This window comes from Allonocardiopsis opalescens, assembly GCF_003002095.1.
Lineage (GTDB): Bacteria > Actinomycetota > Actinomycetes > Streptosporangiales > Streptosporangiaceae > Allonocardiopsis > Allonocardiopsis opalescens.
This window is the reverse complement of the sequence record NZ_PVZC01000001.1, coordinates 1006001-1032073: the sequence shown is the minus strand read 5'-3', so window position 1 is coordinate 1032073 and position 26073 is coordinate 1006001. Positions and strand designations below refer to the sequence as shown.

20 protein-coding genes are annotated in these 26073 nt (G+C 75.2%); 2 read left to right on the top strand and 18 right to left on the bottom strand.

What is annotated here, in order from left to right; all coding sequences use genetic code 11:
* Window positions 1-90: 90 nt before the first annotated feature.
* The 16 genes from CLV72_RS04115 to CLV72_RS04045 all read right to left on the bottom strand — a co-directional run bounded on the left by CLV72_RS04115 (window position 91) and on the right by CLV72_RS04045 (window position 22068).
* Entirely contained in the window at window positions 91-2352 is a 2262-nt protein-coding gene (locus tag CLV72_RS04115) for a discoidin domain-containing protein (protein WP_106239428.1), read from the bottom strand.
* Between the two features lie 168 nt (window positions 2353-2520).
* On the bottom strand, window positions 2521-4173 hold the full coding sequence (locus CLV72_RS04110; protein WP_106239427.1) for a glycoside hydrolase family 13 protein: 1653 nt from the start codon (window positions 4171-4173) through the stop codon (window positions 2521-2523).
* Between the two features lie 45 nt (window positions 4174-4218).
* Window positions 4219-5160 carry a carbohydrate ABC transporter permease gene (locus CLV72_RS04105; protein WP_106239424.1) on the bottom strand — a complete coding sequence of 314 codons (942 nt, stop codon included), beginning with the start codon at window positions 5158-5160 and terminating at the stop codon, window positions 4219-4221.
* A 12-nt stretch (window positions 5161-5172) separates the two neighbouring features.
* Window positions 5173-6162, bottom strand: coding sequence for a carbohydrate ABC transporter permease (locus CLV72_RS04100; RefSeq protein ID WP_106239420.1), 990 nt, complete (start codon window positions 6160-6162; stop codon window positions 5173-5175).
* Between the two features lie 68 nt (window positions 6163-6230).
* Entirely contained in the window at window positions 6231-7610 is a 1380-nt protein-coding gene (locus tag CLV72_RS04095; protein WP_106239417.1) for an ABC transporter substrate-binding protein, read from the bottom strand.
* A gap of 515 nt (window positions 7611-8125) precedes the next feature.
* On the bottom strand, window positions 8126-8272 hold the full coding sequence (locus CLV72_RS32045) for a hypothetical protein (protein ID WP_170140865.1): 147 nt from the start codon (window positions 8270-8272) through the stop codon (window positions 8126-8128).
* A 289-nt stretch (window positions 8273-8561) separates the two neighbouring features.
* On the bottom strand, window positions 8562-9605 hold the full coding sequence (locus CLV72_RS04090) for a LacI family DNA-binding transcriptional regulator (protein ID WP_106239413.1): 1044 nt from the start codon (window positions 9603-9605) through the stop codon (window positions 8562-8564).
* Between the two features lie 89 nt (window positions 9606-9694).
* Complete coding sequence (locus tag CLV72_RS04085) at window positions 9695-10294, bottom strand: LutC/YkgG family protein (protein WP_146159328.1); 600 nt, start codon at window positions 10292-10294, stop codon at window positions 9695-9697.
* A 206-nt stretch (window positions 10295-10500) separates the two neighbouring features.
* Window positions 10501-12030 carry an LUD domain-containing protein gene (locus CLV72_RS04080; protein WP_106239406.1) on the bottom strand — a complete coding sequence of 510 codons (1530 nt, stop codon included), beginning with the start codon at window positions 12028-12030 and terminating at the stop codon, window positions 10501-10503.
* Between the two features lie 214 nt (window positions 12031-12244).
* Window positions 12245-13051, bottom strand: coding sequence for a (Fe-S)-binding protein (locus tag CLV72_RS04075; RefSeq protein ID WP_170140864.1), 807 nt, complete (start codon window positions 13049-13051; stop codon window positions 12245-12247).
* Window positions 13052-13456: 405 nt separating this feature from the next.
* The gene (locus CLV72_RS04070) at window positions 13457-15253 is read right to left on the bottom strand and encodes an IlvD/Edd family dehydratase (protein WP_106239399.1); all 1797 of its coding nucleotides are present in this window, start codon (window positions 15251-15253) and stop codon (window positions 13457-13459) included.
* 288 nt (window positions 15254-15541) lie between these two features.
* Window positions 15542-16471, bottom strand: coding sequence for a fumarylacetoacetate hydrolase family protein (locus CLV72_RS04065; protein WP_106239395.1), 930 nt, complete (start codon window positions 16469-16471; stop codon window positions 15542-15544).
* Between the two features lie 31 nt (window positions 16472-16502).
* Complete coding sequence (locus CLV72_RS04060) at window positions 16503-17417, bottom strand: U32 family peptidase (protein ID WP_106239392.1); 915 nt, start codon at window positions 17415-17417, stop codon at window positions 16503-16505.
* 51 nt (window positions 17418-17468) lie between these two features.
* Window positions 17469-20198 carry a UxaA family hydrolase gene (locus CLV72_RS04055; RefSeq protein ID WP_106239388.1) on the bottom strand — a complete coding sequence of 910 codons (2730 nt, stop codon included), beginning with the start codon at window positions 20196-20198 and terminating at the stop codon, window positions 17469-17471.
* The gene (locus tag CLV72_RS04050) at window positions 20195-20611 is read right to left on the bottom strand and encodes a hypothetical protein (protein WP_106239384.1); all 417 of its coding nucleotides are present in this window, start codon (window positions 20609-20611) and stop codon (window positions 20195-20197) included. The genes CLV72_RS04055 and CLV72_RS04050 overlap by 4 nt, the downstream gene beginning before the upstream one ends.
* Window positions 20608-22068 (bottom strand): Nramp family divalent metal transporter, encoded by a 1461-nt coding sequence (locus CLV72_RS04045; protein WP_170140863.1) that lies wholly within the window; start codon window positions 22066-22068, stop codon window positions 20608-20610. The genes CLV72_RS04050 and CLV72_RS04045 overlap by 4 nt, the downstream gene beginning before the upstream one ends.
* Before the next feature lie 241 nt (window positions 22069-22309).
* Here CLV72_RS04045 and CLV72_RS04040 point away from each other — a divergent pair, with 241 nt between their 5' ends.
* On the top strand, window positions 22310-23032 hold the full coding sequence (locus CLV72_RS04040; RefSeq protein WP_106239375.1) for a GntR family transcriptional regulator: 723 nt from the start codon (window positions 22310-22312) through the stop codon (window positions 23030-23032).
* A gap of 89 nt (window positions 23033-23121) precedes the next feature.
* Window positions 23122-23979, top strand: a complete 858-nt coding sequence (locus CLV72_RS04035; RefSeq protein ID WP_342755654.1) for a fumarylacetoacetate hydrolase family protein — start codon at window positions 23122-23124, stop codon at window positions 23977-23979.
* A gap of 57 nt (window positions 23980-24036) precedes the next feature.
* Here the strand turns inward: CLV72_RS04035 and CLV72_RS04030 are convergent, their stop codons facing one another.
* Both CLV72_RS04030 and CLV72_RS04025 read right to left on the bottom strand, forming a co-directional pair.
* Window positions 24037-25230 carry a zinc-dependent alcohol dehydrogenase gene (locus CLV72_RS04030; protein WP_106239368.1) on the bottom strand — a complete coding sequence of 398 codons (1194 nt, stop codon included), beginning with the start codon at window positions 25228-25230 and terminating at the stop codon, window positions 24037-24039.
* 158 nt (window positions 25231-25388) lie between these two features.
* Entirely contained in the window at window positions 25389-25940 is a 552-nt protein-coding gene (locus CLV72_RS04025; RefSeq protein WP_106239364.1) for a GNAT family N-acetyltransferase, read from the bottom strand.
* Window positions 25941-26073 lie beyond the last annotated feature (133 nt).

Genomic DNA, 26073 nt, shown 5'->3' with positions numbered 1-26073 from the left:
GGGCCCGGCAGACACCGCCGACCCGCGGCCGGACCGCACGCCGCCGGCCGCGCGGAAGGCACCGCGCGGCCGGCGGACGGGTCGGGCGGATCACGCCGGCGCGTAGACCTCCACTTCGGAGGCCTGGCCGGCCGGCCAGCCGGTGTTGGCGGTGAACTCCAGGCGGAGGTAGCGCAGGCCGGTGTCGGGGAGGTCGATCTCCACGTCATTGCCCTGCGCCGGGTCGAAGACGCGGTCGGCCGCCGCCGAGAGGGTGGACATGCCGCTCGTGCCCTGGCCGCCGAGGACGGCGACGCGCTGGCTGCGGCGCTCCCACACCGCGAGCGGCGGCAGCCGCAGCACCACCCGGTCCACTTCGCGGACCGCGCCGAGGTCGACGGTCAGCTGCTGCGGGAAGGAGCCGTTGGCGCTCTCCCAGTAGCTGTGGGCGTCGCCGTCGACGGCGTTGGCCGGACCGTAGGGGCCGGTCTGGCTGCTGGCGCTCACGCTGCGGCCGCGCGCCAGGTTGGCGCCCGGCTCGGGATCGGGCCCCGGGCCGGGGCCCTCTCCGCCCGGCTCGGGCCACGGTCCGCAGTAGCGGGTGTCCCAGCCGGAGTTGCCGCCGGCGTCGACGACCTGGAACGCGCCGGCGCCCTGGCAGTCGTAGATGCCGTCGGCGCCGAGCCCGGTCGCGGTGACACCGCTGAAGGACGCCGAGCCGGGCGCCTGCAACTGGAGCGCGAAGGTGCCGGCCCCGTTGATGGTCACGTCCTCGAAGGTGATGTTGGTGATGGGCGCGTTGCCGATGAAGTGGATGCCGGGGTACGAGGCGTCGATGATGTCGATGTCGCGCACGGTGATGGGCGCGTCCATCGGCGCGTCCAGGGCGTAGAACCACAGCGCCCCCACCCCGAACTGCCAGTTCGGGTCGAGCACCCCGGCCCGCTCCAGCGTGTTGCGCTCGAAGCGGATGGGACCGTCGGCGGGGATGGCGGTATGCCGGTTCCCGGCGTGCAGGCCGCCGCCCTGGGTGAGGGTGTCGCGGACGACGTTGTCCACCACGGTGATGTCGTCGCCGCCGTACACGGCGATGCCGTTGGCGAGGATCGGCAGCTCGACGGTGTTGTTGCGCAGGGTGATGCGGTGGTCGCGCTGCTCGTGCGACCAGATCGCCAGGCCGTCGTCGCCGGAGTTGCGCACGTGGGTGTTCTCCACGACGGCGTTGCTGACGCCCCGGTGGAAGTTGAGGCCGTCGGCGGTGAGGTTGCGCAGCCGCGCGCCGGTGACGGTGATGCCGTCCATCGGCCCGTCGAACCACATGCCGACCTTGGTGTGCTCGATCCAGATATTGGAGATCACCGAGCCGCCGCCGATGGCGCCGCCGATCCCGTTGATCTGGTGGCCGTCGTTGCGCTCGCGCACGTCGCCGAAGATGGCGAAGTCGTGCAGGTGCACATTGGTGCTGGCCGGGGTCCAGCGGCCGTAGATCCCGACGCCGTTGCCGGTGAGCACGGAGTGCCACGGCCCGGCGCCGCGGATCGTGACGTCGTGCACCACGATGTGCCGGGTGATCCGGAAGCTGCCGGCCGGGATCCACACCGTCCGGTCCTGCGCCTGCCCGGCCGCGACGGCCGCGTCGAAGGCGTTGGAGGAGTCGGCCGCGCCGGTGGGGTCGGCGCCGAACTCGGTCACCGACAGCGATCCGGCCGGCTGGGCGGCGGGCGGCGCGACCTGCTCGAAGTCGACCAGGTCGATCACGTACCAGGGGGCGTCGTCGCCGGCGTCGACCTGGAGCCGCACCTCGGTGCCGGCCGGCAGGGTGCGGCCGAGCAGGGCGCGGGTGTCGTCGTAGAAGTGGTGCTGGTTGCCGGCCGAGGGGTTGTTGGTGAAGGGGTAGCTCCCGTAGTACCAGGCGTACTGGGAGGTGACGTCGAGGTCGCGGTCGTGCGCGCCGTCGACGTACAGCGACAGGGAGTCGCTGATGCCGGTCCCGGCCGCGTTGTCGGGGATGCTGTAGCGCACCACGATCGAGTTGGCCGGCTCGGTGAGGGTGAACTCGACGTACTCGCCGTCGGCGTCCAGCCGCACGGCCTCGCGGCCCGACGCCTCGGCGGGCAGCTGCCCGAAGGTGCGGTCGGGGCCGAGGACGGTGCCGTTGGTGGCGGCGTCCTCGGCCTGCCGGGTGGTGAACGGCAGGTCGGCGCCGCGGAGGATCTGCGGGTCGTCGGCCTGGGCGGGCGCCGCCGCGGCCAGGCCGGCCGCGGCGGTGAGCAGGGCCGTCGCGGCGGCCAGGAGCGCACGGCGCGGACGGCGGACGAGGTGGGCGGACGGCGTGCTCGGGGGACGGTCCGTGCTTCCTGCTCTCCCTGTCATGGGAGCACACACCTTTCTGGGTGGAACGCCGGGCGCGCGGGCGCCCGGTAGCGGGGTGGTGCGAGGGCCGGTCGCGGCCCCCGTGCCTGTCGCCTCCTTCCGCTCGGGTCGTCTCGGTGCGTCGGTGGGCGCGCCCCCTCGCCGTCGCGTCCGGCCTCGTGCGGGATGTCAGTCGTTGGTCCGCAGCCATACCGCCGTGTCCGGCGGCAGCCCGCCGCCGTCGAGCGGTCCGCTGGCCAGCACCGGCCGGTATCCGCCGGGCAGCGCCGCCGCCGCGGCGCCCAGGTTCACCACGCAGGCGAAGCCGGGCTCCCTGCTGAAGGCCAGTACGCCCTCGGGCGCGGGCAGCCAGCGCATGCCGCCGTCGCCGAGCGCGGGCTCCTCGCGGCGCAGCCGCAGCGCGGCCCGGTACAGCTCCAGCATCGAGCCGGGGTCGCCGGCCTGCGCCTCCGCCGTGTGCCCGGCCCACTCTGCGGGCTGCGGCAGCCACGGCTGCGCGTCGGCGCCGTCGGGGCCGAAGCCGAAGGGGGGCCGCCCGCCCGACCACGGCAGCGGCACCCGGCAGCCGTCGCGGCCCCGGTCGGTGCGGCCCGAGCGCTCCCAGACCGGGTCCTGGCGCAGCTCGTCGGGCAGGTCCTCGACCTCCCACAGGCCCAGCTCCTCGCCCTGGTACACGTAGACGCAGCCGGGCAGCGCCATCGTCAGCAGCGCCGCGGCGCGCGCCCTGCGGGTGCCGAGCGCGCGGTCGGTGGGCGCGCCGTGCTGCCGATCGGCGAACTCGAAGGAGGTCCTCTCCCGGCCGTAGCGGGTGACGTGCCGGGTGACGTCGTGGTTGGACAGCACCCAGGTGGCCGGGGCGCCGACGGGGGCGTGCGCGGCCCGGGTCGCGTCGATCACCTCGCGCAGCGCGGCCGGGTCCCACGGGCAGCTGAGGAAGTCGAAGTTGAACGCGGAGTGCAGCTCGTCGGCGCGCAGGTAGCGGGCGAAGCGCTCCCGGTCCGGCAGCCACATCTCGCCGACGAACACGCGCTCGCCCGGGTAGCCGTCGGCGATCCGCCGCCAGGACCGGTAGATCTCGTGCACGCCGTCGAGGTCGCTGAACGGCTCCTCGGGGGCCTGCGGGAGGACGTCGGGCAGGGAGGGGTCCTTGACCAGGCCGTCGGCGACGTCGATGCGGAAGCCGTCGACGCCGCGGTCGAACCAGAACCGCAGGATGTCCTCGAACTCCGCCCGCACCTGCGGGTGCTCCCAGTTGAAGTCGGGCTGCTCACGGCTGTAGAGGTGCAGGTACCACTCGCCGGGGGCGCCGTCGGGCTCGGTCACCCGGGTCCAGGCGGGCCCGCCGAAGCGCGAGCGCCAGTTGGTCGGCGGCTCGGCGCCGCCGGGGCCGCGCCCGGGCCGGAACCAGAAGCGCGCCCGCTCGGGCGAGCCGGGCCCGGCGGCCAGCGCGGCCTGGAACCACGGGTGCTCGTCGGAGCAGTGGTTGGGGACGATGTCGATGATGATCCGGATGCCGAGGTCGTGCGCGGCGGCGATCAGCTTCTCCGCCTCCCCGAGGCTGCCGAACGCGGGGTGGATGTCGCGGTAGTCGGCCACGTCGTAGCCGCCGTCGGCGAGCGGCGACGGGTACCACGGGCTCATCCAGATCGCGTCGACGCCCAGGCGCGCCAGGTAGGGCAGCCGGGCGCGCAGGCCGGGCAGGTCGCCCACCCCGTCGCCGTCGCCGTCGGCGAAGCTGCGCGGGTACACCTGGTAGATGGCGGCGCGGCGCCACCAGGGCGCGTCGGTCGCGGGAGCGGGAGCGGCCGGGACGTCGGGCACGGGTGTTCCTTCCTTGACGGGGCGGTGCGGGCGGCCGGGAGCGGGTCAGCCCCGCAGGCCGCCCTCGGAGATGCCGGACAGGATGCTGCGCTGGAAGACCAGGAAGACGAGGATCACCGGCAGGGCGGCCAGCACCAGCCCCGCGATCAGCATGTTCGTCGGCATCTCCTGCTCGATCCTGGCCAGTGCGACGCTGAGGGTCTGCCTGGCCGGGTCGGGGAAGACCAGCAGCGGCCAGATGAAGTCCTTCCAGGCCGCGACGATCGCGAAGATCGACACCACCGCGAGGATGGGCCGCGACAGCGGCAGCACGATGCGGACCATCACGGTGAGCGGCCCGGCGCCGTCGATGCGGGCCGCGTCCAGCAGCGCGTCGGGGATCTGGTCGAAGAAGCGCTTGAGCAGGTACACGTTGAACGCGTTGGCGCCCAGCGGCAGCCAGATCGCCCACGGGCTGTTGATGAGGTTGATGCCCAGCAGCGGCACCTCCACCACGGTGAGGTAGGTGGGGACGAGCAGGGCGGCGGCCGGCAGCATCAGGGTGCCCAGCATCATGCCGAGGATCGCGCGGCCGAGGACCGGCCGCAGCTTCGACAGCGCGTAGGCGGCCGGCACCGCCACCGCGAGCTGGAACAACCAGGCGCCGCCGACCACCACGATCGTGTTCCAGAAGTAGCGGCCCAGGTCCATCACCGACCACGCGGCCAGGTAGGTGTCCAGGTGCCACCGGTCCGGGAAGAGGGTGGGGGGCGTGCGGACGAGTTCGGCCGACCCCTTCATCGCGCCCGTCACCGCCCAGTAGAGCGGGAACAGGAACACGAGGGTGAAGACGACGAACACGGTGAGGAAGACGGTCCAGTAGCCGATCCGCCCGGCCGGCCCGCGCAGCTGGGCCGGGGACAGCAGCGTGCGGGTGGTGCGCGGCGCGCGCTTCGCGGGCCGCGGCGCGCGGTGGGCGGGCGGGCGGCGCAGGGGTGCGATTGCCATGGGGGCCTCCCGTCAGCCCGTCGAGCGGGTGATGCGCAGGTACAGGGCGGAGAACGCGCCGAGCGCGACGAACAGCATCAGGCTCAGCGCGCTGGCCGCGCCGAAGTCGCTGTAGACGAACGCGTAGCGGTAGAGCAGCAGCAGGACCGTCACGGTGGCGTTCTCGGGGCCGCCGGCCGTCATGATGTAGGGCTCGGTGAAGACCTGCATGGTGGCGACGATCTGGAGCAGCAGCAGGGCGAGCAGCACGAAGCGGGTCTGCGGGACGGTGACGTGCCGGATGCGCTGCCACACGCCCGCGCCGTCCAGTTCGGCCGCCTCGTACAGCTCGCCGGGGATGTTCTGCAGCGCGGCCAGGTAGATCAGGGTGGCGGTGCCCATGTTTCCCCAGGTGGAGACGAGCACCAGCGAGAACATGGCGGTGTCGCCGGAGTTCAGCCACTCCAGGGTGGGCAGGTTCAGCGCGCGCAGGGTCTCGTTGAACAGGCCGGGCCCGGGGTCGTAGAACCAGCGCCACAGCAGCGCGGTGACGATCGGGGGCAGCATCACCGGCAGGTAGACCAGCAGCCGGAAGTAGCCGCGTGCGTGCCGGATCTCGTTCAGCAGCACCGCCACGGCGAAGGGCACCGCGAAGCCGAAGATCAGCGCGAGGATGGTGAAGTAGCCGGTGTTGGCCCAGGCGGTGACGAACAGCGGGTCCCCGATCACCCGCTGGAAGTTGTCCAGGCCCACCCAGGTGGGCGGGGCGACGAAGTTCTCCCGCTGGAAGCTGAGCAGTACCCCGCGCACGATGGGGAACCACGAGAACACCGCGAAGCAGACCAGCGCCGCGGCGAGGAAGGCGTACGCGATCGCGTTCTCGGCCGGCCGCACGCGGCGGCTCGGCGCGGCGCCCGCGGGCCGCGCGGCCGGGTCCGGGCGCCCGCGGCGGCGGAAGGCGCCGGTGGCGGGCGCGTCGGATGCGGCGGCCGCGCGGCCGCGGCGCCGGGTGGCGTTGGTCATCGGGACTCCCGGGGGCCGGGGTCCGGGGCGCGCCGGCCGCGCCCCGGACCCGCTGGAGGGCTCTGCGGTCAGCTCGGCCGGGCGAGCAGTTCGTTGACGGCGGTCTCCGCCTCGCCGAGCAGGGCGTCGAAGTCGGCGGCCTCGTCGGTGAGCACCGCCTGCATGACGGTGTCCAGCACCGCGTAGACCTCCTGGGCGCGCGGCGGCTCGATGCGGGTGGGCATCTGCTCGGCCGCGTCGACGAAGGGCTGGTAGTTCTCGACCGGAACGTTGGCGTTCTCCAGCCGCAGCGCCTCCTGCTGCTCGCGGATCTCACCCGTCCAGATGTCGGGGGTGGGCGGCATCGGCAGGCCGACGGGGGCGTCGTTGTCCAGGCTGCGGTCGATGCGCGCCTGGAAGCGGTCGGGGTTGAGGAAGCGCCACTCCAGGTAGGTGAGGCCGGCCTCGATCTGCTCGGGGGTGGCGGCCGGGTTGAACATGTAGCCCTCGCCGCCGGCCAGGGTGCCCAGGCCGCCGGGCATCGGCGCGAGGCCGTAGTCGTCGAAGTCGCCCTCGAACTGGTTGACGAGCTGGCTGACGTTGTCGGGGGCGGCGAGGTACATGCCGAGGTTGCCCGAGCCCATCATCCGCTGCGCGTCCTCGAACTCCAGGAGCTGCTGCTCCCCCATGGAGCCGTCCGCCCAGCGCATGTCGTGCAGGTACCGCAGCACGGCGCGGCCCTGCTCGTTGTTGAAGGCGGCGACGGGCGTCTCGCCGCCGGTGTCGACCACCTGGCCGCCCATGGCGTACATCCAGGCGGTGAAGTGCCAGCCGCCCTGGTTGTTGGCGCTCAGCTCGGCGAAGCCGACCCTGTCGTCGCCGAGGCCGGCGATCGCGTCGGCGGCCTCGCGGACCTCCTCCCAGGTCTCCGGGGGCGCGTCGGGGTCGAGGCCGGCCTCCTCGAACAGGGCGCGGTTGTAGAGGAGGCCCATCGAGTAGTTCGCGGTGGGGATGCCGTAGAGGCGGCCCTCTCCGTCGCGGAACACGTCGAGCGCGTCGGGGCGGACGCTGTCCAGGATCGCCATGTCGGCCGCCTGCTCGGTGATGTCGGCGGCCTGGCCTCGGGCGATCAGGTTGGCGGGGTCGGTGAAGTAGACGTAGAAGACGTCCTCCAGCTGGCCGCCGGCGAGCCGGGCGGCGAAGGTGTTGGGGTCCATGAACCCCTCCACCGCCTCCAGGTCGATCTCGGGGTGGGCCTCCTCGAACTCGGCCACGTCCGCGTCGAACATCGCCCGCTCGACCGCCTGCGCCTCGGGCGGGCGGCCGTTGACGGTGATGGTGACCCGGCCGTCGCCGGACCCGTCGTCGGCCGACCCGCCGCAGGCGGTGGCGGCGAGGACCGTACCGGCCGCGACGAGGACGGCACCCGCCCGGAGGAGGCGGGGTCTGCTGCTGGGCGGTCTGTTCATGGCTCGATGTCCCTTCTCCGCCGCGGACGATCCGCGGACCGTCCCGGCGAAGCCCTCAAGGCCCTCAAATTTGTGACGCTCACCATAGACATCTCAGACGGTTGACCGCAATATCTTGACGAGATTCCGTAAAAAATCGACACTACGTCGAAGGCGTGCGGGAGGCAGGTGTGCTGACGTGGGGTCCTCGAATTGAGCGACCCAGGGCCCGGGCCCTATGACGCGCGGACGCGGGCGGTGCGGCCGCTCGGATGGCGGGGATGCCGCTGCCGCCGCACTCTTCTCACCGCCCTCGGCGGCGCTGTGCCGGCTCTCCGGTTGCTCCACGGGGCGCGAGGCGACGGGGACGTGGAGCCTCTCGCCGCACTCCGACCCGTCCGGACGGCCCTCGGCCGCCTCGCCTTGGCCGGCCCGACCCGGGTGCCGGAGCGGGCGGGCGCCCGCCACGCGCTCGCCTCGATGCTCGCCCTACGGGCCCGTCATCGCGTACGCGGTCGCCGCCGCGGTGCCCTCGCTCACGGCTTGACCAGGTTGCGGCGGGCCGGGCGCCGGGCGGAGCGCCACGGGCACGGGGTGGGGGGCTCGACGCGGGCGGTGGCGTGCGTGCGGCGGGCGGGCGAGCGCACCAGCCGAACCGACGCCGCACGCGTCGCTGCCAGCACCGGCCGCAAGATCCCCTCGGGTGTCGAGTTCCCTCACGGTGTCAAACCCGGACCGCGGTTCGTCCACAGAAGCGTGCCGCCGAGGCCGGTCGTCCACAGCCGCCCCGCCCGCCCTTCCCCCGGCGCACCGGATCGCGGGAGACTGGATGTGGGGTCGCCCCCCTGGGCGGGAGGGGGATCGGTCGGGCGGTGCGGCGGCGGACGGCGGGAGCCGGACGCTCACGGTAGACGGCGGTGGCGCGCACTGCGAGGCGGAGCACGGCAACACGAAACGGAGCGCCGCCCCCGTTCAGCCCGTAATCCGCGACGCCCCGTCGAGGTCGCGGGCGCGCGCCACCGGGCCGGTGGAGCCGCGCACCACCAGCTCGGGGTCGAACATCAGCTCCTCGGCCGTGGTGGCGCCGCCGTCGATCTGCCCGGCCAGCAGCTCCACGGCGGCCCGGCCCATCGCCTCGATGGGCTGGCGCACGGTGGTCAGCGGCGGGTCGGTGCAGTTCATGAAGGCGGAGTCGTCGTAGCCGACCACCGACACCTCGCCGGGCACCGACAGGCCGCGCCGGCGGGCCGCCCGCACCACCCCGAGGGCGAGGGGGTCGTTGGCGCACAGCAGGCCGGTGACGCCCCGGTCCAGCAGCCGGCCCGCGGCCACCTGGCCGCTCTCCAGCGAGAACATGGCGTGCTCCACCGCTTCCTCGCCGACGTCCATGCCGTGGCGCTCGCCCAGGGCGCGGAAGGCCGCCAGCTTGGCCCGCGAGGGGACGTGGTCGGGCGGGCCGAGCACCACGCCGACCCGCTCGTGGCCGAGCGCGCGCAGGTGCGCCAGCCCCTGCTCCACAGCCACTCTGTCGTCGCAGGTCACCCGGGCGAAGCCCAGGCCGTCGATGGCGGCGTTGATCAGCACCACCGGCAGCTTGCGCTCGTGCATCCGCCGGTAGTGGCCGTGGGCGGCGTCGGCCTGGGCGTACAGCCCGCCCGCGAAGATCACGCCGGAGGCGTGCTGCTCCAGCAGCATCGACACGTAGTCGGCCTCGGACACGCCCTGAGTGGTGCGGGTGCACAGCACCGGGGTGAAGCCGCGCTGCGCGAGGGCGTTGCCGATGACGTCGGCCAGCGCGGGGAAGATGGGGTTCTGCAGCTCGGGCAGGACCAAGCCGACCAGCCGGGCGCGGTCGCCGCGCAGCTGGGTGGGCCGCTCGTAGCCCATCACGTCCAGCGCGGTGAGCACCGCCGCCCGGGTGCTCTCCGACACCCCTGGCCGGTCGTTGAGGACCCGGCTCACGGTCGCCTCGCTGACCCCGACCTTCTTCGCCACCTCAGCCAATCGCCGTGTCATGGGCCCACTCTACGTCAGTTTCCGCAAATTCTTGCACTCGCTTGCGTAGACCCGTCAACGCACCGCGCCGACCAGCGCGGACGCACGGCTCAGCCACCGACCAGGACGACGTGCAGGGCGAGCGGACCGTGCATCCCCCGCACCAGCTCCATCTCGATATCGCCCGAACTGCTCGGCCCGCTGATCATCTGCATACCCGAGGGGACGGGGCGCAGCGCGGCCAGCCGCGCCACGGCGTCGGCGTAGCCGGGCACCAGCCGGTCGGCCGGGACCACCGCGATGTGCACCGGCGGCACCAGCGAGGTGCCGCGCGGGTGGTCGCGGTCGTAGGCCAGCGCGAGCGTGCCGGTATCGGCCGCCGCGGCCAGCGCCGTGGTCAGTCCGAACTCCGCCGCCCACGGGTCGTCGACCAGCACCAGCCCGGACACCACCCCGGCCAGCACCTCGTCCCGGTCGGCCGCCACCGGCCGCTCCCCGCAGAGCCCGCGCACCCGCTCCGCCGCTTCGGCCGGGTCCGCCGCCCGGTGCACCCGCCCGCCGACCGCCTCCAGGGCCGCCGCGAACCGGTCCGCGAGGTTTCCGGCCCCGCCTCCGGCGGCCGTCGCCGCACCGCCGGGATCCGCCGCTGCGGGCCCCGCCAGCGCGTCACCGGCCGCGGCGCCATGCCCGCCGCCCGCATCACCGCTCACGGGAGCCGCCGCCACGTCGCCGCTCAGACCACGCGCGCCGTCCGCGTTCACGCGACCGGACGCGCCTCCGGGGTCGACCGCTCCGGTGCCAGACGTCCGCACCGCGCCGCCGCGGTCGCCGGCTCCGCCCGCACCGGAGCCCACGCCGCCCGGCCGTCCCGGCGCGTCACCGCCCGGCTCGGCGGCCCCGTCCCGTCCGGCCGGGCTCACGGGCCCACCTCCTCGGGCCGGTCGGCCGGGCCTTCGCGACGGGGCCGCAGGGCGCGCAGGGTCCGCCGGAACCGGCCCGCTTCGCGCAGGTCGGGAAGGGTGCGGCCGCGCGCCCAGCGGCGCTGCGGACCCGGCAGGGCCGCGAGCAGGCGCCGGGGCAGCAGGCGGGAGCCGAGGCGGGCGGCGGCGACCGACAGCGCGTAGCCGCGGCCGCTCGACCAGGCGGCCGCCCACGCTCGCCATCCGGCCCGGGCCGCGAGGGCGGCGGGCGCGGCCCGCTCGGCGTGGTCGGCGCGCAGGTCCACCAGCATGTCCGGCAGCGGGATCTTGACCGGGCAGACGTCTCCGCACGCGCCGCAGAGGCTGGACAGGAACGGCAGCCCCGCGTCGGCCGGATGCTCCCCCAGCAGCGGCGAGAGCACCGCGCCGATCGGCCCTCCGTAGGTGGCGCCGTAGGCGTGGCCGCCGCCCAGGGTGCGGAAGACCGGGCACGCGGTCTGGCAGGCGCCGCAGCGGATGCAGGCCAGCACCTCGGCGTACTTCCCCCGGGCGATCCGGCTGCGGCCGTTGTCCAGGATGACGACGTGCAGCTCCTCGGGTCCGTCGGTCTCGCCCTCGCGGCGCGGCCCGGTGACCATCGACTGGTAGACGGTGACGGGTTGGCGGGTTCCGGCGTAGGACAGCAGCGGGATCAGGGTGCCCAGGTCGGCCATCCGCGGGATCACCTTCTCCAGCGTCATCACCGCGACGTGCACCCTCGGCTGCGAGGTGACCATACGGGCGTTGCCCTCGTTGGTGACGGTGACCAGCGTGCCGGTCTCGGCGACCGCGAAGTTCACGCCGGTCACGCCCATGTCGGCGCGGCGGAAGTCCTCGCGCAGCCGCCCGCGGGCGAAGGACGCGAGCGCGGCGGCGTCCCGGTCCAGCCGCCGACCGGCCAGCGCCTCGAAGCGGTCGGCCACGTCCTCGCGGCCCAGGTGCACGGCGGGCGCGATGATGTGCGAGGGCCGCTCGTCGCCGAGCTGCACGATGTACTCGCCCAGGTCCGTCTCGACCACCTCGACGCCGTCGGCCTCCAGCGCCCGGTTCAGCTCGATCTCCTCGGTGACCATGGACTTGGACTTCACCACCAGCCGCGCCCCGGCTCCGGCCGCGATCCGCCGCACGGCCGCGGCGGCGTCGGCCGCGGTCGCGGCGCGGTGCACGGTGCCGCCGTGCTCGGTGATCCGCTCGGTCAGAGCCGCGAGGTACCCCTCCAGGTCGGCCAGGGTCTCGCGCCGGATCGCGGCCGCCCGCTCGCGCAGCCCGGCCATCGGCTCCGGCCAGCCGCCCCGGTGCCAGTCGCGGCTGCGGTCCGCCAGCCGCGCCCCCGACCGCCGCGCCTCCGGCCGCGCCACGGCCTCGGCCGCGACGAGCGGCAGCGGACGCCGGTGCTCCTGCCGCTCCCCGGCCGCCCACCCGGGCCGCGTCAGCGGCACCCGCTCGCGCCCGGTCAGCGCGGCCGACTCGTGCGGTGCCCGGCTCATCGGACCTCCTCCCCGGCCGGACGCACTCCGGCCCCGCCGCCCGGTGCGATGGTCAGCTTGCGGTGTTCGTCCATCAGTCCCTCCCCCGTCGGGCCGCTCCGGGCGCGCCCGCTCTCCGTACCGCCCGCGGGCGGGCACCGCGACGCCCCGCCGCGGCCGGAGCAGCCTCCGGCCGGCGCCACGCGTCCGGGCCCGCCGAGCGAGACCGCGCCGCTCACGTCGCCGCCCCGTCCCGTGCGTCCGCGGGCAGTGATCGCGGCCCGCCGGGCAGGGCCGCGGCCAGGAGTTCGGCGATGTGGACGGTGCGCAGCGGCAGGCCGCGCGCCTGGGCGCGCAAGGACAGGTGCAGCAGGCAGGTGGCGTCGGCGGACACCACCTGTTCGGGGGTGCGGCCGCCGGAGCGGGTGGCGGCGAAGTCGTCGAGTTTGCCGTCGGCCATCGCGCAGGAGAGTTCGGGGTACTTCAGCGCGAAGGTGCCGCCGAAGCCGCAGCAGACCTCGTTGTCGGCCGCCTCGGCGAGGGTGAGCCCGCGTACCCGGCCGAGGACCTGCCTGGGCGCGGACTTCTCGCCGAGCGAGCGCAGCATGTGGCAGGAGTCGTGCCAGGTCACGCAGGTGTCCAGTTCCAGGTCGAGTCCGTCGGCGCGGTCGTGCACGAAGCGGGTGAACTCCCAGGTGCGCGCGGCGACCCGTTCGGCGCGCCCGCGCCACTCCCCGTCGAGGACCCGGGCGAACTGGTGGAAGACGGTCGCCACGCAGGAGCCGGAGACGCCGACGACCGCGTCGTAGGGCTCGAACACTTCGATCCAGCGCCGCATCAGCCGCTTCGCCGGTTCCCGGTGCCCGCTGTTGAGGCCGACCTGTCCGCAGCAGGTCTGCGCCTCGGGCACCTCGACGCGCAACCCGGCCGCCGCCAGCACCCGCAGTGCGGCGAGTGCCGGTCCGGGCGCGGCGAGGTCGGCCGCGCACGAGGCGAACAGCGCCACCGTGCGCGGCGCCGCGTCCTCCCCCGCTCCGCTCACATCCACACCTCCGTCCGGTGTCCGGCGCCTCGGCGGCTCGTCATGTCCGGCCGTGCGGGCGGCGTACCGCCCGCCGGGCCGCCGACGGCGCGCGCACCGGCCGCCCGGCACCGCCGCGGTCCGCGCCGACGCGCGGCGCGGGGACCCGTCCGGTCCGCCCCGTCCTTGCCTGCGGTGCCACGGCGCTCCCGCACCTCTCGGTCGGCGGCGCGTCCGCCCGGCCCCGGTTCGGGCCGCGCCTGACGCCGGCCGGTCCGCGCCGGGGCGCGGCACCGGCCCTCCGTGCGCCGCCCCCGCCATGGCGCCCCGGTGCGCCGCGGCACCGTCCCGCGCTTCCGCCCGGCATGCGCCCGGGTGGAGGGCCCGCCTGCCCCGCCCGTCCCTCGGCGCGGGGCGACCCGCCGGTCAATGCGACTGCCTCGCCACGGCCGAGCCGCTGCCGCCGACCAGGAAGTCCAGGTCGCAGCCCTCGCTGGCCTGCAGCACGCGGTCGACGTAGAGCCGGGCCCAGCCGCGGTCGTGCGGGAGGTGCGGCGGGGTCCACGCGGCGCGGCGGCGGTCGAGTTCGTCGTCGGGCACGTCGAGGTGGAGGGAGCGCCGCTCCACGTCCAGTTCGATCCAGTCGCCGGTGCGGACCAGGGCGAGCGGGCCGCCGACGGCCGCCTCCGGGCAGGCGTGCAAGACGACGGTGCCGTAGGCGGTGCCGCTCATCCGGGCGTCGGAGATGCGCACCAGGTCGTCGATCCCCTGCTCGGCGAGCTTGCGCGGGATGGTGAGGTTGCCGACCTCGGGCATGCCCGGGTAGCCGCGCGGCCCGGCGTAGCGCAGCACCAGCACGGTGTCGGCGTCCACGTCGAGCCCGGGGTCGTCGACGACGGCGTCGTACTCCTCGATGCTGTCGAAGACCAGGGCGCGCCCCCGGTGGCGGAGCAGCCGGGGCGAGGCGGCCGAGCGCTTGATCACGGCGCCGTCGGGGGCCAGGTTGCCGCGCAGCACGGCGGTGCCCGCGCCCATCGCCAGCGGTTCGGCCAGCGGCCTGATCACCTCGGTGCCCTCGGTGCGCACGGCACCGGCGACGTTCTCGCCGATGCTCTTCCCGGTCACCGTCAGCGCGTCGCGGTCCAGTACCGGCAGCAGTTCGCGCAGCACGGCGGGCAGGCCGCCCGCGTAGTAGAAGTCCTCCATCAGGAAGCGCCCGGACGGCTGGAGGTCGACCAGCCAGGGCACGTCGGCGGTCCAGGTGTCGAAGTCGGCCAGCTCCAGCGGCACGCCGAGGCGCCCGGCGATGGCGAGCAGGTGGATGACGGCGTTGGTGGAGCCGCCGAGGGCGGCGTTGGTACGGATCGCGTTGGCGAAGGAGGCGCGGGTGACGATCCGGCTCATCCGCAGGTCCTCGTGGACCATGGCCACGATCCGCTGCCCGGCGCGCTGCGCGATGGCGTAGCGGCGGGAGTCGACGGCGGGCACCGCTGCCGAGCCGGGCAGCTGCAGGCCGAGCGCCTCGACCATGCACGCCATCGTCGAGGCGGTGCCCATGGTCATGCAGTGGCCGTTGCTGCGCGACATGCCGGACTCGGCCGCCTCGTAGTCCTCCACGCTCATCCGCCCGGCGTTGAGGTCCTGGGTGAACTGCCAGACCGCGGTGCCCGAGCCGATGTCGCAGCCGCGGAACTTGCCGTTGAGCATCGGGCCGCCGGTGACGACCAGCGTGGGCAGGTCGACGCTGGCGGCGCCCATCACCGAGCCGGGGGTGGTCTTGTCGCAGCCGGTGAGCAGCACCGCGCCGTCGACGGGGTTGCCGCGCAGCGACTCCTCCACGTCCATGCTGAGCAGGTTGCGGAAGAGCATTGCGGTGGGCCGCAGCATCGTCTCGCCCAGCGACATGACCGGGAACTCCACCGGGAAGCCGCCCGCCTGCCAGACGCCGCGCTTGACCGACTCGGCCAGCCGCCGCAGGTGCGCGTTGCAGGGCGTCAGCTCCGACCAGGTGTTGCAGATGCCGATCACCGGGCGGCCGTCGAACACCTCCTCGGAGAAGCCCTGCGCCTTCATCCAGGACCGGTGGATGAAGCCGTTGCGGCCGGACTCGCCGAACCACTCGTGGCTGCGCAGCGGCCGCGGCGCCCCGGGCGCCACCCCGCTGCCCGATCCGTCGGGATCGTGGGCGGCGGTCTCGTTCGGTTCGGCCTGCTCAGACGGCATGGGGGCTCCTTGGGGTGAGCGCTTGCGCGGCGGTCCCGGCGGCGGGCGCGCCGGGCGGCACGGCCGCGCCGGGGAGAGCCGCCGCGGCCGTGTCAAATCCGGAGGACGGGTCGTGCACAGGAACGCGCCGGCGGCCCCGCTTGTCCACAGCCCGCCCGGCGCCCTTCCCCGCGCGCACCGGAACGCGGGAGACTGGATGTGGGGTCGCCCCCCTGGGCGGGAGGGGGATGGGGAGAGGGGCCGGGCGGGCCGGCTCCCGCCGTCCGCCGCCCCACGCGGGGGCCGGCGTCATCGCGCGCCGCCGCGTGCGAAGGGGCGGTCGGCCGCGTCGACCAGCCACGAGAGTGCTTCGCGGCCCCGCACCACCGGGTTGGACAGGGTGCCGACCCCGGCGATGGCGATGTCCACCCGGTCGCCCGCCTCCAGGCTGAAGCTCAGCTCGGGCACCACCCCGGTCCCGGTGGCCAGTACGGCGCCGTCGGGGAAGTCGGTGGGCGCGAAGAGCGCCGCCACCAGGTCGTCCAGCCGCCGGTGCAGCCGGGCGGTGCTGGTGCCGCCCCGCCAGGCCACCGCTCCGCCGCGCACGATGCTCAGCTCGATGTCCAGGTCGTAGGGGTCGGCGACCTGCCAGGCGGGGCGGATGCCCGCCGCCACCGAGCAGCAGCCGTTGAAGATCTTCGCCTGCGGGATGTACAGCGGGTTCTCGCCCTCGATCGAGCGCGAACTCATGTCGTTGCACACGGTGTAGCCGACGATCTCGCCGTACCGGTTGGCCACCACGGCCAGTTCCGGCTCGGGCACGTCGATGGTGGAGTCGGCGCGCACCGCCACCGGCTCGCCCTCGGTGACCAGCCGCCACGCCACCGACTTCAGGAACAGCTCGGGCCGCGGCGCGTCGTAGACCTTCTCGTAGACGGAACTCTCGCTGCTCTCCTCCACCCGCGCCCCGCGCGAGCGCTCGTAGGTGACCCCGGCCGCCCACAGCTCGGTCCGCCCGTCCACCGGCGGCAGGGTGGCGACGGCGGCGGGGTCGACGGTGGCCGGGCCTGGCGCGGCCTCGACCAGTTCCCGCAGCTCGGCGGCGCGCAGCCGCAGCAGTCCGGCCACCCCGCCGACGCCGGGCAGCGGGGTGATGCCGTCGGGGCCGCGCAGGCCGACCCTGGCCTGTTCGTCGCCTGGCAGCGCGTAGCGGACGATGTCGGTGGGCGCGTCGCTCATCGAAGCCTCTCTGGTGGGGGTGCGGCGGGGCTCAGTGGACCGGTACGGCGAGGTCGGCGGGGGCCGTGCCGCGCCCGGGGCGGGCGGCCAGCGCGGGCGCCTGCTCGTCGAGCAGGCGCAGCATCAGCGCGGCCCGCCGCACCCGCTCGCGGCCGAGGTCGGCGGCCAGCCCTTCCAGGTGCCGCCCGGCGGGGTAGATGTTGGGGGCGTTGCGCAGCCCGAGCTTGAGGTAGACGGGCGCGGCCGCGCGCACGATGTCGGGCACGTCGTAGTAGCGGACGAAGCCGCCCTGGTCGTCGGGCGCCTCGATGTAGACGTCCAGCGGCGCGGTGGTGGCGGCCCGCACCTCGGCCAGCTGGGCCGCGGACAGGTCGGTGCCGGTGTTCAGGCTGGTGGCGCCGAGCCGCTGGTAGACGGCGCCGGTGGTGCCGTTGGCCAGCGGCAGCAGCACCGAGGTCTTGATCGCCAGCTCGGCGGGCAGGTCGCCGACGGCCTTCAGCTCGCCGAGCAGCGCCAGCACCCCGAGGTCGGCGACGAGCAGCCCGCGCACGCCCAGGCGCACCGCGCGGCGCGCCTCGGCCAGGCAGGCGTGCAGCGCCGCGTCGCCGCGCGCCGCCCCGGCCACCGCGGCGGTGGCGGCGGCCTGGCCGCCGGTGTCCCAGCCGCCGCGCGGCCCGATGAACAGCGCCACCTCCACGCCGTGCCGGGCGCCCAGCTCCGCCATCCGGCGGATCTCGGCGTCACTGAGCATCATCACGCCGCTGCCCTGCGACACCCGGTCGATCCTGACCCCGAGCGCCTCGGCCTCCTCCAGCACGGCCTCGAACACCCGCGGCCCCTCGCAGCTGGGGATCTCCACCCGGTAGCGGGACCCGTCGGCGAAGCGCAGCGGCGACTCGGCCGCCGCCGTCCGTCCGAGCACCTGGGGAACGGTCACGTCGTGCACGGCTGCTCCTCCACGCTCCTCCTTCCGCCGCCCGTGTCCGGGCGGGCCGGGCTAGATCGAGACACCGAGCAGTCCCCGGGTCACCTGGAAGCCGACGTCCGGGCCGGAGGCGGCCGGGACCCGCTCGCGGGACGCGACCGCCGCCGCGGCCTCCAGCAGTCCTTGTGCCCAGTCGGATCCGTCCGGACGCAGCCGCAGGTCGACGTCGGGCCCGTGCGCCGCGAGGGTGCCGGGGTCGGCGCTGGCGCGCAGCAGCGGCACCATGCGGTGCGCGGGCGGCGGCGTGCCGGTGACGTGCCCGGCCACCAGGTGCGCCCCGGTGGCGCCGAGCCCGGTCAGCGTCTCGGTCCAGTGCTCCGTCGGCGCGCGCATCACCTGCCAGCCGGGGGTGAGCGCCCGCTGCCCGTAGGCGAGGGTCGGCCCGGGCGCGGCCGCGCCCGGCCCCAGCGCCTCGGCGAGGAAGGCGTCCGACGCCGTCAGCGGCGAGACCGACGGGACCACGACGGTGCCGCCCGCCGCGACCAGCGCGGCGCCGAAGCGGCCGAAGGCGCGGGCGGCCTCGTCGGGCACCGGCCCGTGCGCGTGCAGTGCCACCCGCAGCGCGCCAGGCGGCGCGGGCGCGGTGCGCAGCGGCGCGGCGGCGGCCAGCACGCCGTCGAACCAGGCCGCCACCCGCTCGGCCACGGCTTCCAGGCCGCCGTCGCCCTGGATGCTGGCCCAGCCGAAGGCGCCGGGGTCGGCCCCCGCCTCGGCGAGCCGCTCCCTGAAGTAGTCGTTGTGGGTCTTCTCGCAGCCGTGCTCCAGCAGCAGCGCGGCCCGCACCAGCGGATGCGTCAGGTGGCCGACGACCGTGCGCGCGTAGGTGTCCTCCGACGGCCCGCCGGACGCGCCGCAGCCCTCGGTGTGCGGCAGCGCCACCACCCGGGTGAAGCGGGACGGGCGCAGCGGGTGGCGGTGCAGCCGCTCGGCGAGCCGCAGCGCGATCCGGCCCGAGCAGATGCTGGTCGGCATGATCAGCGCCACCTGATCGGGCAGCGGGCCCGCGCCGCCGTCCAGGCCGAGGAAGCCGGTGTCCGGCGCCGCGGCGCCGGCCCGGGCCGGCAGCGGCCGTCCGGGCAGCTCGCGGTCGGCCAGCTCGGCGGGCGCGGCGGCGGCCCCGCGGGCGAGCAGCGGCAGCGGCCGGGTCTGCCGCCAGTCGCGCCAGATCGACACCTGGCTGTGCCGGGCCCGCTCGCCGGCCGTGCGCTCCCCGGACGCCACGCGCACCGCGAGTTCGAAGGTGCGCGCGGTCAGCCCGGCCATCGGCTCGCCGTCGAGGTAGGCGCCCGCGTTCACGTCCATCTCGGCGGCCAGCCGCCGGTACCGCCCGGTGGTGCTGACCAGCTTGACGGTCGGCACGAACGGGAAGTTGGTGATGGAGCCGTTGCCGGTGGTGAAGAAGACCAGGTTGCAGCCGGACGCCACCTGCCCGGCGACGCTCTCCAGGTCGTTTCCGGGGCTGTCCATGAAGGCGTAGCCGGGCCCGGGCAGCGGTTCCGCGTACTCCAGCACGTGGTCCAGCCGCACCGCCGGGTCGCGCTTGCGGGCCGCTCCGATGGACTTGATCACGATGTTGTACAGGCCGCGGTGCAGGTTGCCGCCGGACACGTTGGTCTCGGCGGTGTGGCCGTGCCGGGCCACCTGCTCCTTGAAGCGCTCGACGGCGGCCAGGAAGCGCCGCGCGGTGGCGGCGTCGCGCACGTTGTCCAGCAGGTAGCGCTCGGCGCCGATCAGCTCGTCGGTCTCGGCCAGCACGGCGCCGCCGCCGTGCCGGATCAGCTCCCGGGCCACCGCTCCGGCCAGCGGGTTGGCCGACACCCCCGAGAAGGCGTCCGAGCCGCCGCACTGGAGCGCGATGCGCAGCCCGGCCAGCGGCAGTTCGGTGCGGCGGGCCGCGGCCAGCCGAGGCAGCCATCCGCGCACCGTCTCGGCGCCCCGGTCCAGGTCCTGGGCGAAGGAGCCGGTGCGGGTGAGCACCGCGTGCGGCACGGCGGGGCGCGGCCGCCCGTGCTCGGCCAGGTGGCGCAGCACGGCGGCCGCGCTCGGCTCCGCTCCTGGGGCGTCCACCATCAGCACGGCGCCGGCGTTGGGGTGGGCGAGGAAGCCGCCGAGGGTGCGCAGCACCAGTTCGTGGTTGTTGCCCGGCCGGCCGGTGCCGCCCTCGGTGTGCGCGACGGCGGCCACGCCGTCACAGCCGCCCGAGGCGCCGCCGGTGAAGCGCGCGGCCAGCGCCTCGGCGAAGGACGCCGTGCTCGAGGACATGCCCAGCACCACCAGGTGGTTGCGGGTGCCCGCGCCGCGCCCACGGCCCCGGTCGAAGCCGAGGAAGGTGCCGGGCTCGGGGTGCGGCTCGACCGGCCGCCCGGGCGGCAGCGCCGCCTCGTCGAGCACGTACGGGTCCAGCGGGCGGTTGCGCGCGTTGGGGCGGCCGGGGAAGGCGCCGGCCATCCGCCGCTCGCGCAGCACCTCCAGCATCCGGCCGGTGCACACGTAGTCGCCGGGCGCCAGGTCGCGCTCGGCGGTGGCGAAGGGGGTGTTCCACGACAGCAGTCCGGCCCCGCGCGGCACCGCGGCCACCGCGAAGCGGTGCCCTTCGGGCACGGTGTGCGGCAGCCGGACCGGCTCTGCCGCGCCCGGCAGCACCACCGCGGTGCCCGCCTCGATCGTCCGGACGGCAACGGCGGTGTTGTCGCCGCGCTCGGGCAGGACGGCGAGCGCGGCGAGGGGCACGGGGGAGCTCACCGCGCTCCCGCCCGGCTCAGCACGTGCACGGCCCGCCGGGAGCGGTGCGCCCGGTAGGCGGCGTACAGGGCGACGGCTCCGGCCAGGCCCCCGGCGGCGGGCGCGGCGAACAGCAGTAGCAGCCCGGCGGCGGCGCAGCCGGCGGCCACGGTGCGCCACTGCCGCAGCCGCCTGCGGTGGCCGTCCAGCGCCTCGGCCAGCACACCGGGCGGCGGGTCGGCGGCGGGCAGCGGCGCCTCCTCGGCGGCGCGGCGGCCCTCGACGACGGCGAGCCAGATGTTGGCCGGCACCGCCAGCGCGAACACCGCCGCCCACAGCGGGTCGCCGTCCAGCCAGCGTGTGCCGGCCAGCACCGCGAAGCCGATGGCGATCACGAGGTAGCGCCACCGCGGCGCCGCCGCCCCGGCCCTCACGCGATCACCCCGAAGGCCGCCAGCAGCGCGATCGTGCCGCACACGGTCAGGAAGACGGAGCCGAAGGCGACCAGCATCCGCAGCGCGGCGCTCATCCGGTACGGCCCCGGCACGTTCACCCGGTCGACGTAGAGCAGCCCCGCCCCGTAGATGCCGCAGGCGATGACGCCGCCGAGCACGGAGGCGGGGGTGATCAGCGCGACGAAGTCGGCGCCGGTGAGGACCATCGCGACCGCGCCGATGCCGGTCCAGGCGTAGACGTAGGGCCGCACGGCGCGCTGCCCGCGGGCCCGGATCCGCTCGGAGACGGCCGACAGGCTCTCGTAGGCGGTCCAGGAGTAGACCTCCCAGACCGCGTACACGGTGCCGAAGAGCACCATGACGATGGCGACGATGTAGAAGTACTCGAACACCGGCGCGACCAGGGCGAGGAACTGGCCCTGGTGGGTCAGCACGTTGTTGCCCTCGGGCACCTGGCCCTGGGCGCCGAGGATGGCGGCCCCGTTGATCATGAACGCGGCGGCGATGACGCCCAGCGCGACGAAGGCGGCCAGCATGTCGAACAGCGGCGCCCGGCTCCAGGCGCGGGCGTTGGCCACGTCGGCGCCGTCGGCGGACAGCGGCAGCCGCTCGCGGGCGGGCAGGGCGGCCAGCCGGCGGCCGATCGCGTCGATGTCGCGGTGGCCGAGCATGCCCCAGCGCTTCTCGCGCAGCAGCCCGCCGTAGCCGATGTAGTCGTACATGCCGCCGCCGAGGCCGCCCATGAACACGGCCAGTTCCACCCACACGGAGGTCGCCGCGATGTCGGGGTAGCCGGCGGCGACGAAGGGCTGGTAGGCGATCGGGCCCGGCAGCAGGCCGCGCAGGGCCGCGAGCCAGTCGGGCCGGGCGACGAAGACGGCGACGAGGACCAGCACCACCATCAGCCCGGCGATGGCTACCTGGACCTTCTCCAGCACCGGGTAGCCGCCGATCCACGACAGCAGCGTGGCGAAGGCCAGCACGCCGAGCGCGTACACCAGGCCGTCGCCCGCGCCCAGCGTCTCCAGGTAGTCGCCGAGGGCGACCGCGACGCCGCTGGCCCAGCCGGGGAAGGACAGCAGGCAGATGACCAGGAGCAGCAGCGGGAACCAGCCGCGCGGCCCGGGCATGACGCGGGCGAAGCGCATCATCGGGTGCTCGCCGGTCAGGGTGATGTGCCGGTTGGAGGCGTAGACCAGCGCGCCTTTGGCCAGCACGCCGAGCAGCACCGCCCACAGCACCGTGTAGCCGAACACGGCGCCCTCGCGGGAGGCGAGGATGGACTCGCCGCTGCCGATGGTGAGCGAGGCGATGATCGCGCCGGGGCCGAAGAACTTCAGTGCGGTGACGAGGCCGACCCTGCGGCGGCGCAGGCCCTCGGGTGCCTCGGGTATTCGGATGTCCGGAAGGGTGCCGCTGCTCGCCTGGTCGGTCATGTGCATCCCAAGGTCGGTACGCCGCCGCGATCCCCCGGGTGTCGGCTCGGCGCGGTGAAGTCGGACACGCCCCCATGAATCCTATAGGATATTTCCGGTACGAAATGCGATTATTTGATCTCACCCCGCGACTGTCAAGGCCGTGTGGGACCGTGGAGGCTCCGGAACCGCGCTTCGCCGCGCCCGGCGGGGCCCGAGCCCGAACGAAGGACCCATGCGAGCCGGTGGAGAGGACGACCCGATGAGGACGGCGCCCGCGCCCCCGCTCCCCGACGGAGCCGGCGACCCGCTCCCCCGCAGGCAGGTGCTGGCCGACGGCGTTTACGAGGCGGTCAAGGCGCTGATCATGGACCACGTCATCGCGCCGGGCGCGCGGGTGTCCATCGACGGCCTGGCCCGCCGCCTCGGCGTCTCCCCCACCCCGGTGCGCGAGGCGCTGGCCCGGCTGGAGTCGGCCGAACTGGTGGTCAAGGAGCCGCTGCGCGGCTACCGCACCACCCCGCTGCTCTCACTGGAGCAGCTGGACGACCTCTACCGGTTCCGGCTGCTGCTGGAGCCGTGGGCCGCCGCCCAGGCCGCCGCCCGCGCCGACGCCGCCGGCGCGGCCGCGCTCCGCGCCGAACTGGACTCCTGCCAGGTGCCGGCCGCCGAGTCCTACGCCGACTACAAGGCGCTGGCCGCCCACGACACCCGCTTCCACGTGCTGGTCGCCGAGCTGTCCGGCAGTCGCCAGGTGCGCACCGCCTTCGAGCGCACCCACTGCCACCTGCACATCTTCCGCCTCTACTACGACCGCCGCATCGGCCGCAAGGCCGTCAGCGAGCACCGCGCCATCGCCGACGCCGTGCTGCGCGGCGACCCCGACGCCGCCCGCGAGGCCATGCGCGCGCATCTGGAGGCGTCCTACTACGAGCGGCTGCGGCCCCTCTTCGGCGAGGCCGCCGCTCCCCCGCCCGCGGGCTGACCCGCTCCGGGCGGCCTTGCCCGCCCACCGTGTTCCCGTAGTTCCGCCAGGCCGCCGCGGCGGCGAGAGAGAGGTTTCGCGTGCGACTGATGCGTCTGGGCCCGGCCGGTGCCGAGCGGCCCGCGGTGCGGTCCGATGACGGCACCACCTACGACCTGGGCGGGCTGACCCCCGACATCGACGGCGCCTTCCTGGCCTCCGGCGGCGCCGACCGCGTCCGCGAGGAGCTGGAGCGGGGCCGGCTGCCCGAACTGGCCGCCGAGGGCCTGCGGATCGGCCCGCCGGTGGCGCGCCCCGCCGCGGTGGTCTGCGTCGGCCTGAACTACACGGCGCACGCCGCGGAGTCCGGCGTCGAGCCGCCCAGGGACCCGGTGGTGTTCTTCAAGCACCCCAACACGCTCGCCGGCCCCGACGACGACGTCGAGCTGCCGCCGGGCTCCGCGCGCACCGACTGGGAGGTGGAGCTGGCCGCGGTCATCGGCCGCCGGGCCGGACGGCTCGCCTCGGTGGACGACGCGCTCGGCCACGTCGCCGGGTACACCATCGCCAACGACCTGTCCGAGCGCGAGTGGCAGCTGGAGCGCTCCGGCGGCCAGTGGTCCAAGGGCAAGTGCGCCCCCGGCTTCAGCCCGCTCGGCCCGTGGCTGCTCACCGCCGACGAGCTGCCCGACCCCCAGGGCCTCGGCCTGCGCAGCCGGGTGAACGGCGAGCCCAGGCAGGACTCCAGCACCGCCGACATGATCTTCACCGTGGCGCACCAGATCTGGCACCTCAGCCAGTTCATGACCCTGGAGCCCGGCGACGTGCTGCTCACCGGCACCCCCGAGGGCGTCGCCCTCTCCGGCCGCTTCCCCTACCTCGCCCCCGGCGACGTGGTCGAGCTGGAGATCGACCGGCTCGGCCGCCAGCGCCAGCGCGTGGTGCCGGGCCGGCCGGGCCCGGTCTAGCCGCCGCACGCGGACGGGGGCGCGCCGCCCCCCGGCACGCCCCCGTCCCGCCCGCGCTCAGGCCGCCGTCAGCGCCACCTTGGTCCAGCCGGGCTCGCGCCGGTCGAAGGTCCGGTAGGCGTCGAGCGCGTCGCTGAACGGCTCCTCCTGCGTCAGCACCGAGCCGATGTCCACCGAGCCGCCCGCGACCAGGTCCACCAGGTCGGGGATGACGGCGCGATGGTTGCAGTTGCCCATGTTCACGGTCAGGTTCTTGTTCATCGCCGCGCCGAGCGGGAAGTGCTCGGCCTGCTGCGGGTAGACCCCGATGACGCTGAGGGTGCCCGCCTTGGCCACCGCGTCCACCGCCCAGCGCACCGCCTGGGTGGGCGCGTCGCCCGGCACCCAGGTGCCGTGGTCGGGGCGCGTCCGCGGCGCCACCTCGGCCAGCTCGTGCCGGAACTCCTCGGCGTCGCCGGAGCCGGGGCCGCCGGAGCGCGCGTCCACCCCCACCGCGTCGATCACCCGGTCGGGGCCGATGCCGCCGGTCAGCTCGACCAGCGCGGCCACCGGGTCCTCCTTGGTGTAGTCGACCACCTCGGCGTGCAGCATCCTGGCCTGCTCCAGGCGGCTGGGCACCCCGTCGACGGCCAGCACCCGCCCGGCGCCCTGCAGCCGCGCGCTGAGGATCGCGAACAGCCCCACCGGGCCGCAGCCGAAGACGGCCACCGTGTCGCCCTGGGACACCTCGGCCAACTGGGCGCCGAACCAGGCGGTAGGGAAGATGTCGGAGAGCAGGATGCCCTCCTCGTCGGAGACCTGTGGGGGCAGCGGCACCAGGCCGACATTGGCGAACGGGACCCGGGCGCGCTCGGCCTGGAGCCCGTCGAAGGAACCGGTCGCCGCCGGGCCGCCGAAGAAGGCGGTGCCCGCCCGCCGCCCGCCCGGGTTGGCCACGTCGCACTGGGCGTAGTACCCGGCCCGGCAGTAGCTGCAGGTGCCGCAGCCGATGGTCGAGGGGACCACCACCCGGTCGCCGGGCCGGAAGTTGCGAACCCCCTCGCCCACCTCGGCCACCACCCCGACGGCCTCGTGGCCCAGCACCGTGCCGGGCTCCATGCCCGCCATCGTGCCCCGCACCATGTGCAGGTCGGTGCCGCAGATGGCGCTTGTGGTCACCTGCACCACCGCGTCGCCGGGGTCCTCGACGGCCGGTTCGGGCACGTCGTCCAGCCGGATGTCGCCGACGCCGTGCCATACCACCGCGCGCATACGCACCTCCTCGGTCGTGGTGTGCTCGCGGCCGCGCCCGTCCGGTCGCGCCAGGCGCCGCAGGGGTGTCCGGGCCGCGTCCTGGCGGGCACGGCTACCCGGGCGCATCAGGGGGAAACCGGGCCTTCCGCCCGCATCGGGCGGGTCCGCGGCGCTCGTCAGGGAGCGGTTCCGGTGCGCTCCACCACCCGGGTGTCCAGCCGGATCCACACGTCGGGCGAGGGGCCCCGGCCGGGCAGCACCTCCTCGCTCCACGCGGTGCCGACGCACTCGGTCGCGATGCGCCGCCAGAAACGGGCGGCGCCCGGGTTGTCCTCCTGGAAGGCGATCCGCCACGCGCCGGGCCGGCACCGCTGGATCAGCTCCAGTGCGGCCAGCCGCCCCACGCCCCGCCGCCGCAGCGCGCGCACCACGAAGAAGGCGAAGATCGAGGTGGCGCCGTCGGGCAGCGGGCGGGTCAGCGCGAAACCGGCCAGGTGGGAACCGGCGTGGACCAGGTAGGCCTGCCGGCCGGGCTCTGTGAAGAACAGCGGCAGCGCGTCGAAGGCGAACAGGCCGTCGGCGCCGGGGGTGTGGCCGCGGAACTCCGACAGGTCGTGCCGCTCCAGTTGCGCCAGCCGCTCCACGGTGGCGCGCCGCTCCGGGCCCGCTTCCACGACGGTGACCTGCGGGTCCGGTCCGGCCTGTCCAGACTGCTCCGATTCGCGCATTGACTCAAATTACCGGCCGGCTTCGCACCGCCGCGCGCCGTCCGGGGCGTGAACGCGGGGCGGGGCGCCGGTAAAGCCCTGATCGGGCAGGTGTCCGCCGCGATACTCCTGGGAAGGGAGTGGCACAGTCCCT

Excerpts from the sequence above, each read along its gene's own strand:
- CLV72_RS04025 (WP_106239364.1), bottom strand. The coding sequence starts at position 25,940 with ATGCGCGAATCGGAGCAGTCTGGACAGGCCGGACCGGACCCGCAGGTC.
- CLV72_RS04115 (WP_106239428.1), bottom strand. The coding sequence starts at position 2,352 with ATGACAGGGAGAGCAGGAAGCACGGACCGTCCCCCGAGCACGCCGTCC.
- CLV72_RS04070 (WP_106239399.1), bottom strand. The coding sequence starts at position 15,253 with ATGCCGTCTGAGCAGGCCGAACCGAACGAGACCGCCGCCCACGATCCC.
- CLV72_RS04030 (WP_106239368.1), bottom strand. The coding sequence starts at position 25,230 with ATGCGCGCGGTGGTATGGCACGGCGTCGGCGACATCCGGCTGGACGAC.
- CLV72_RS04045 (WP_170140863.1), bottom strand. The coding sequence starts at position 22,068 with ATGACCGACCAGGCGAGCAGCGGCACCCTTCCGGACATCCGAATACCC.
- CLV72_RS04090 (WP_106239413.1), bottom strand. The coding sequence starts at position 9,605 with ATGACACGGCGATTGGCTGAGGTGGCGAAGAAGGTCGGGGTCAGCGAG.
- CLV72_RS04040 (WP_106239375.1), top strand. The coding sequence starts at position 22,310 with ATGAGGACGGCGCCCGCGCCCCCGCTCCCCGACGGAGCCGGCGACCCG.
- CLV72_RS04095 (WP_106239417.1), bottom strand. The coding sequence starts at position 7,610 with ATGAACAGACCGCCCAGCAGCAGACCCCGCCTCCTCCGGGCGGGTGCC.
- CLV72_RS04035 (WP_342755654.1), top strand. The coding sequence starts at position 23,122 with ATGCGTCTGGGCCCGGCCGGTGCCGAGCGGCCCGCGGTGCGGTCCGAT.
- CLV72_RS04105 (WP_106239424.1), bottom strand. The coding sequence starts at position 5,160 with ATGGCAATCGCACCCCTGCGCCGCCCGCCCGCCCACCGCGCGCCGCGG.
- CLV72_RS04100 (WP_106239420.1), bottom strand. The coding sequence starts at position 6,162 with ATGACCAACGCCACCCGGCGCCGCGGCCGCGCGGCCGCCGCATCCGAC.
- CLV72_RS04065 (WP_106239395.1), bottom strand. The coding sequence starts at position 16,471 with ATGAGCGACGCGCCCACCGACATCGTCCGCTACGCGCTGCCAGGCGAC.
- CLV72_RS04080 (WP_106239406.1), bottom strand. The coding sequence starts at position 12,030 with ATGAGCCGGGCACCGCACGAGTCGGCCGCGCTGACCGGGCGCGAGCGG.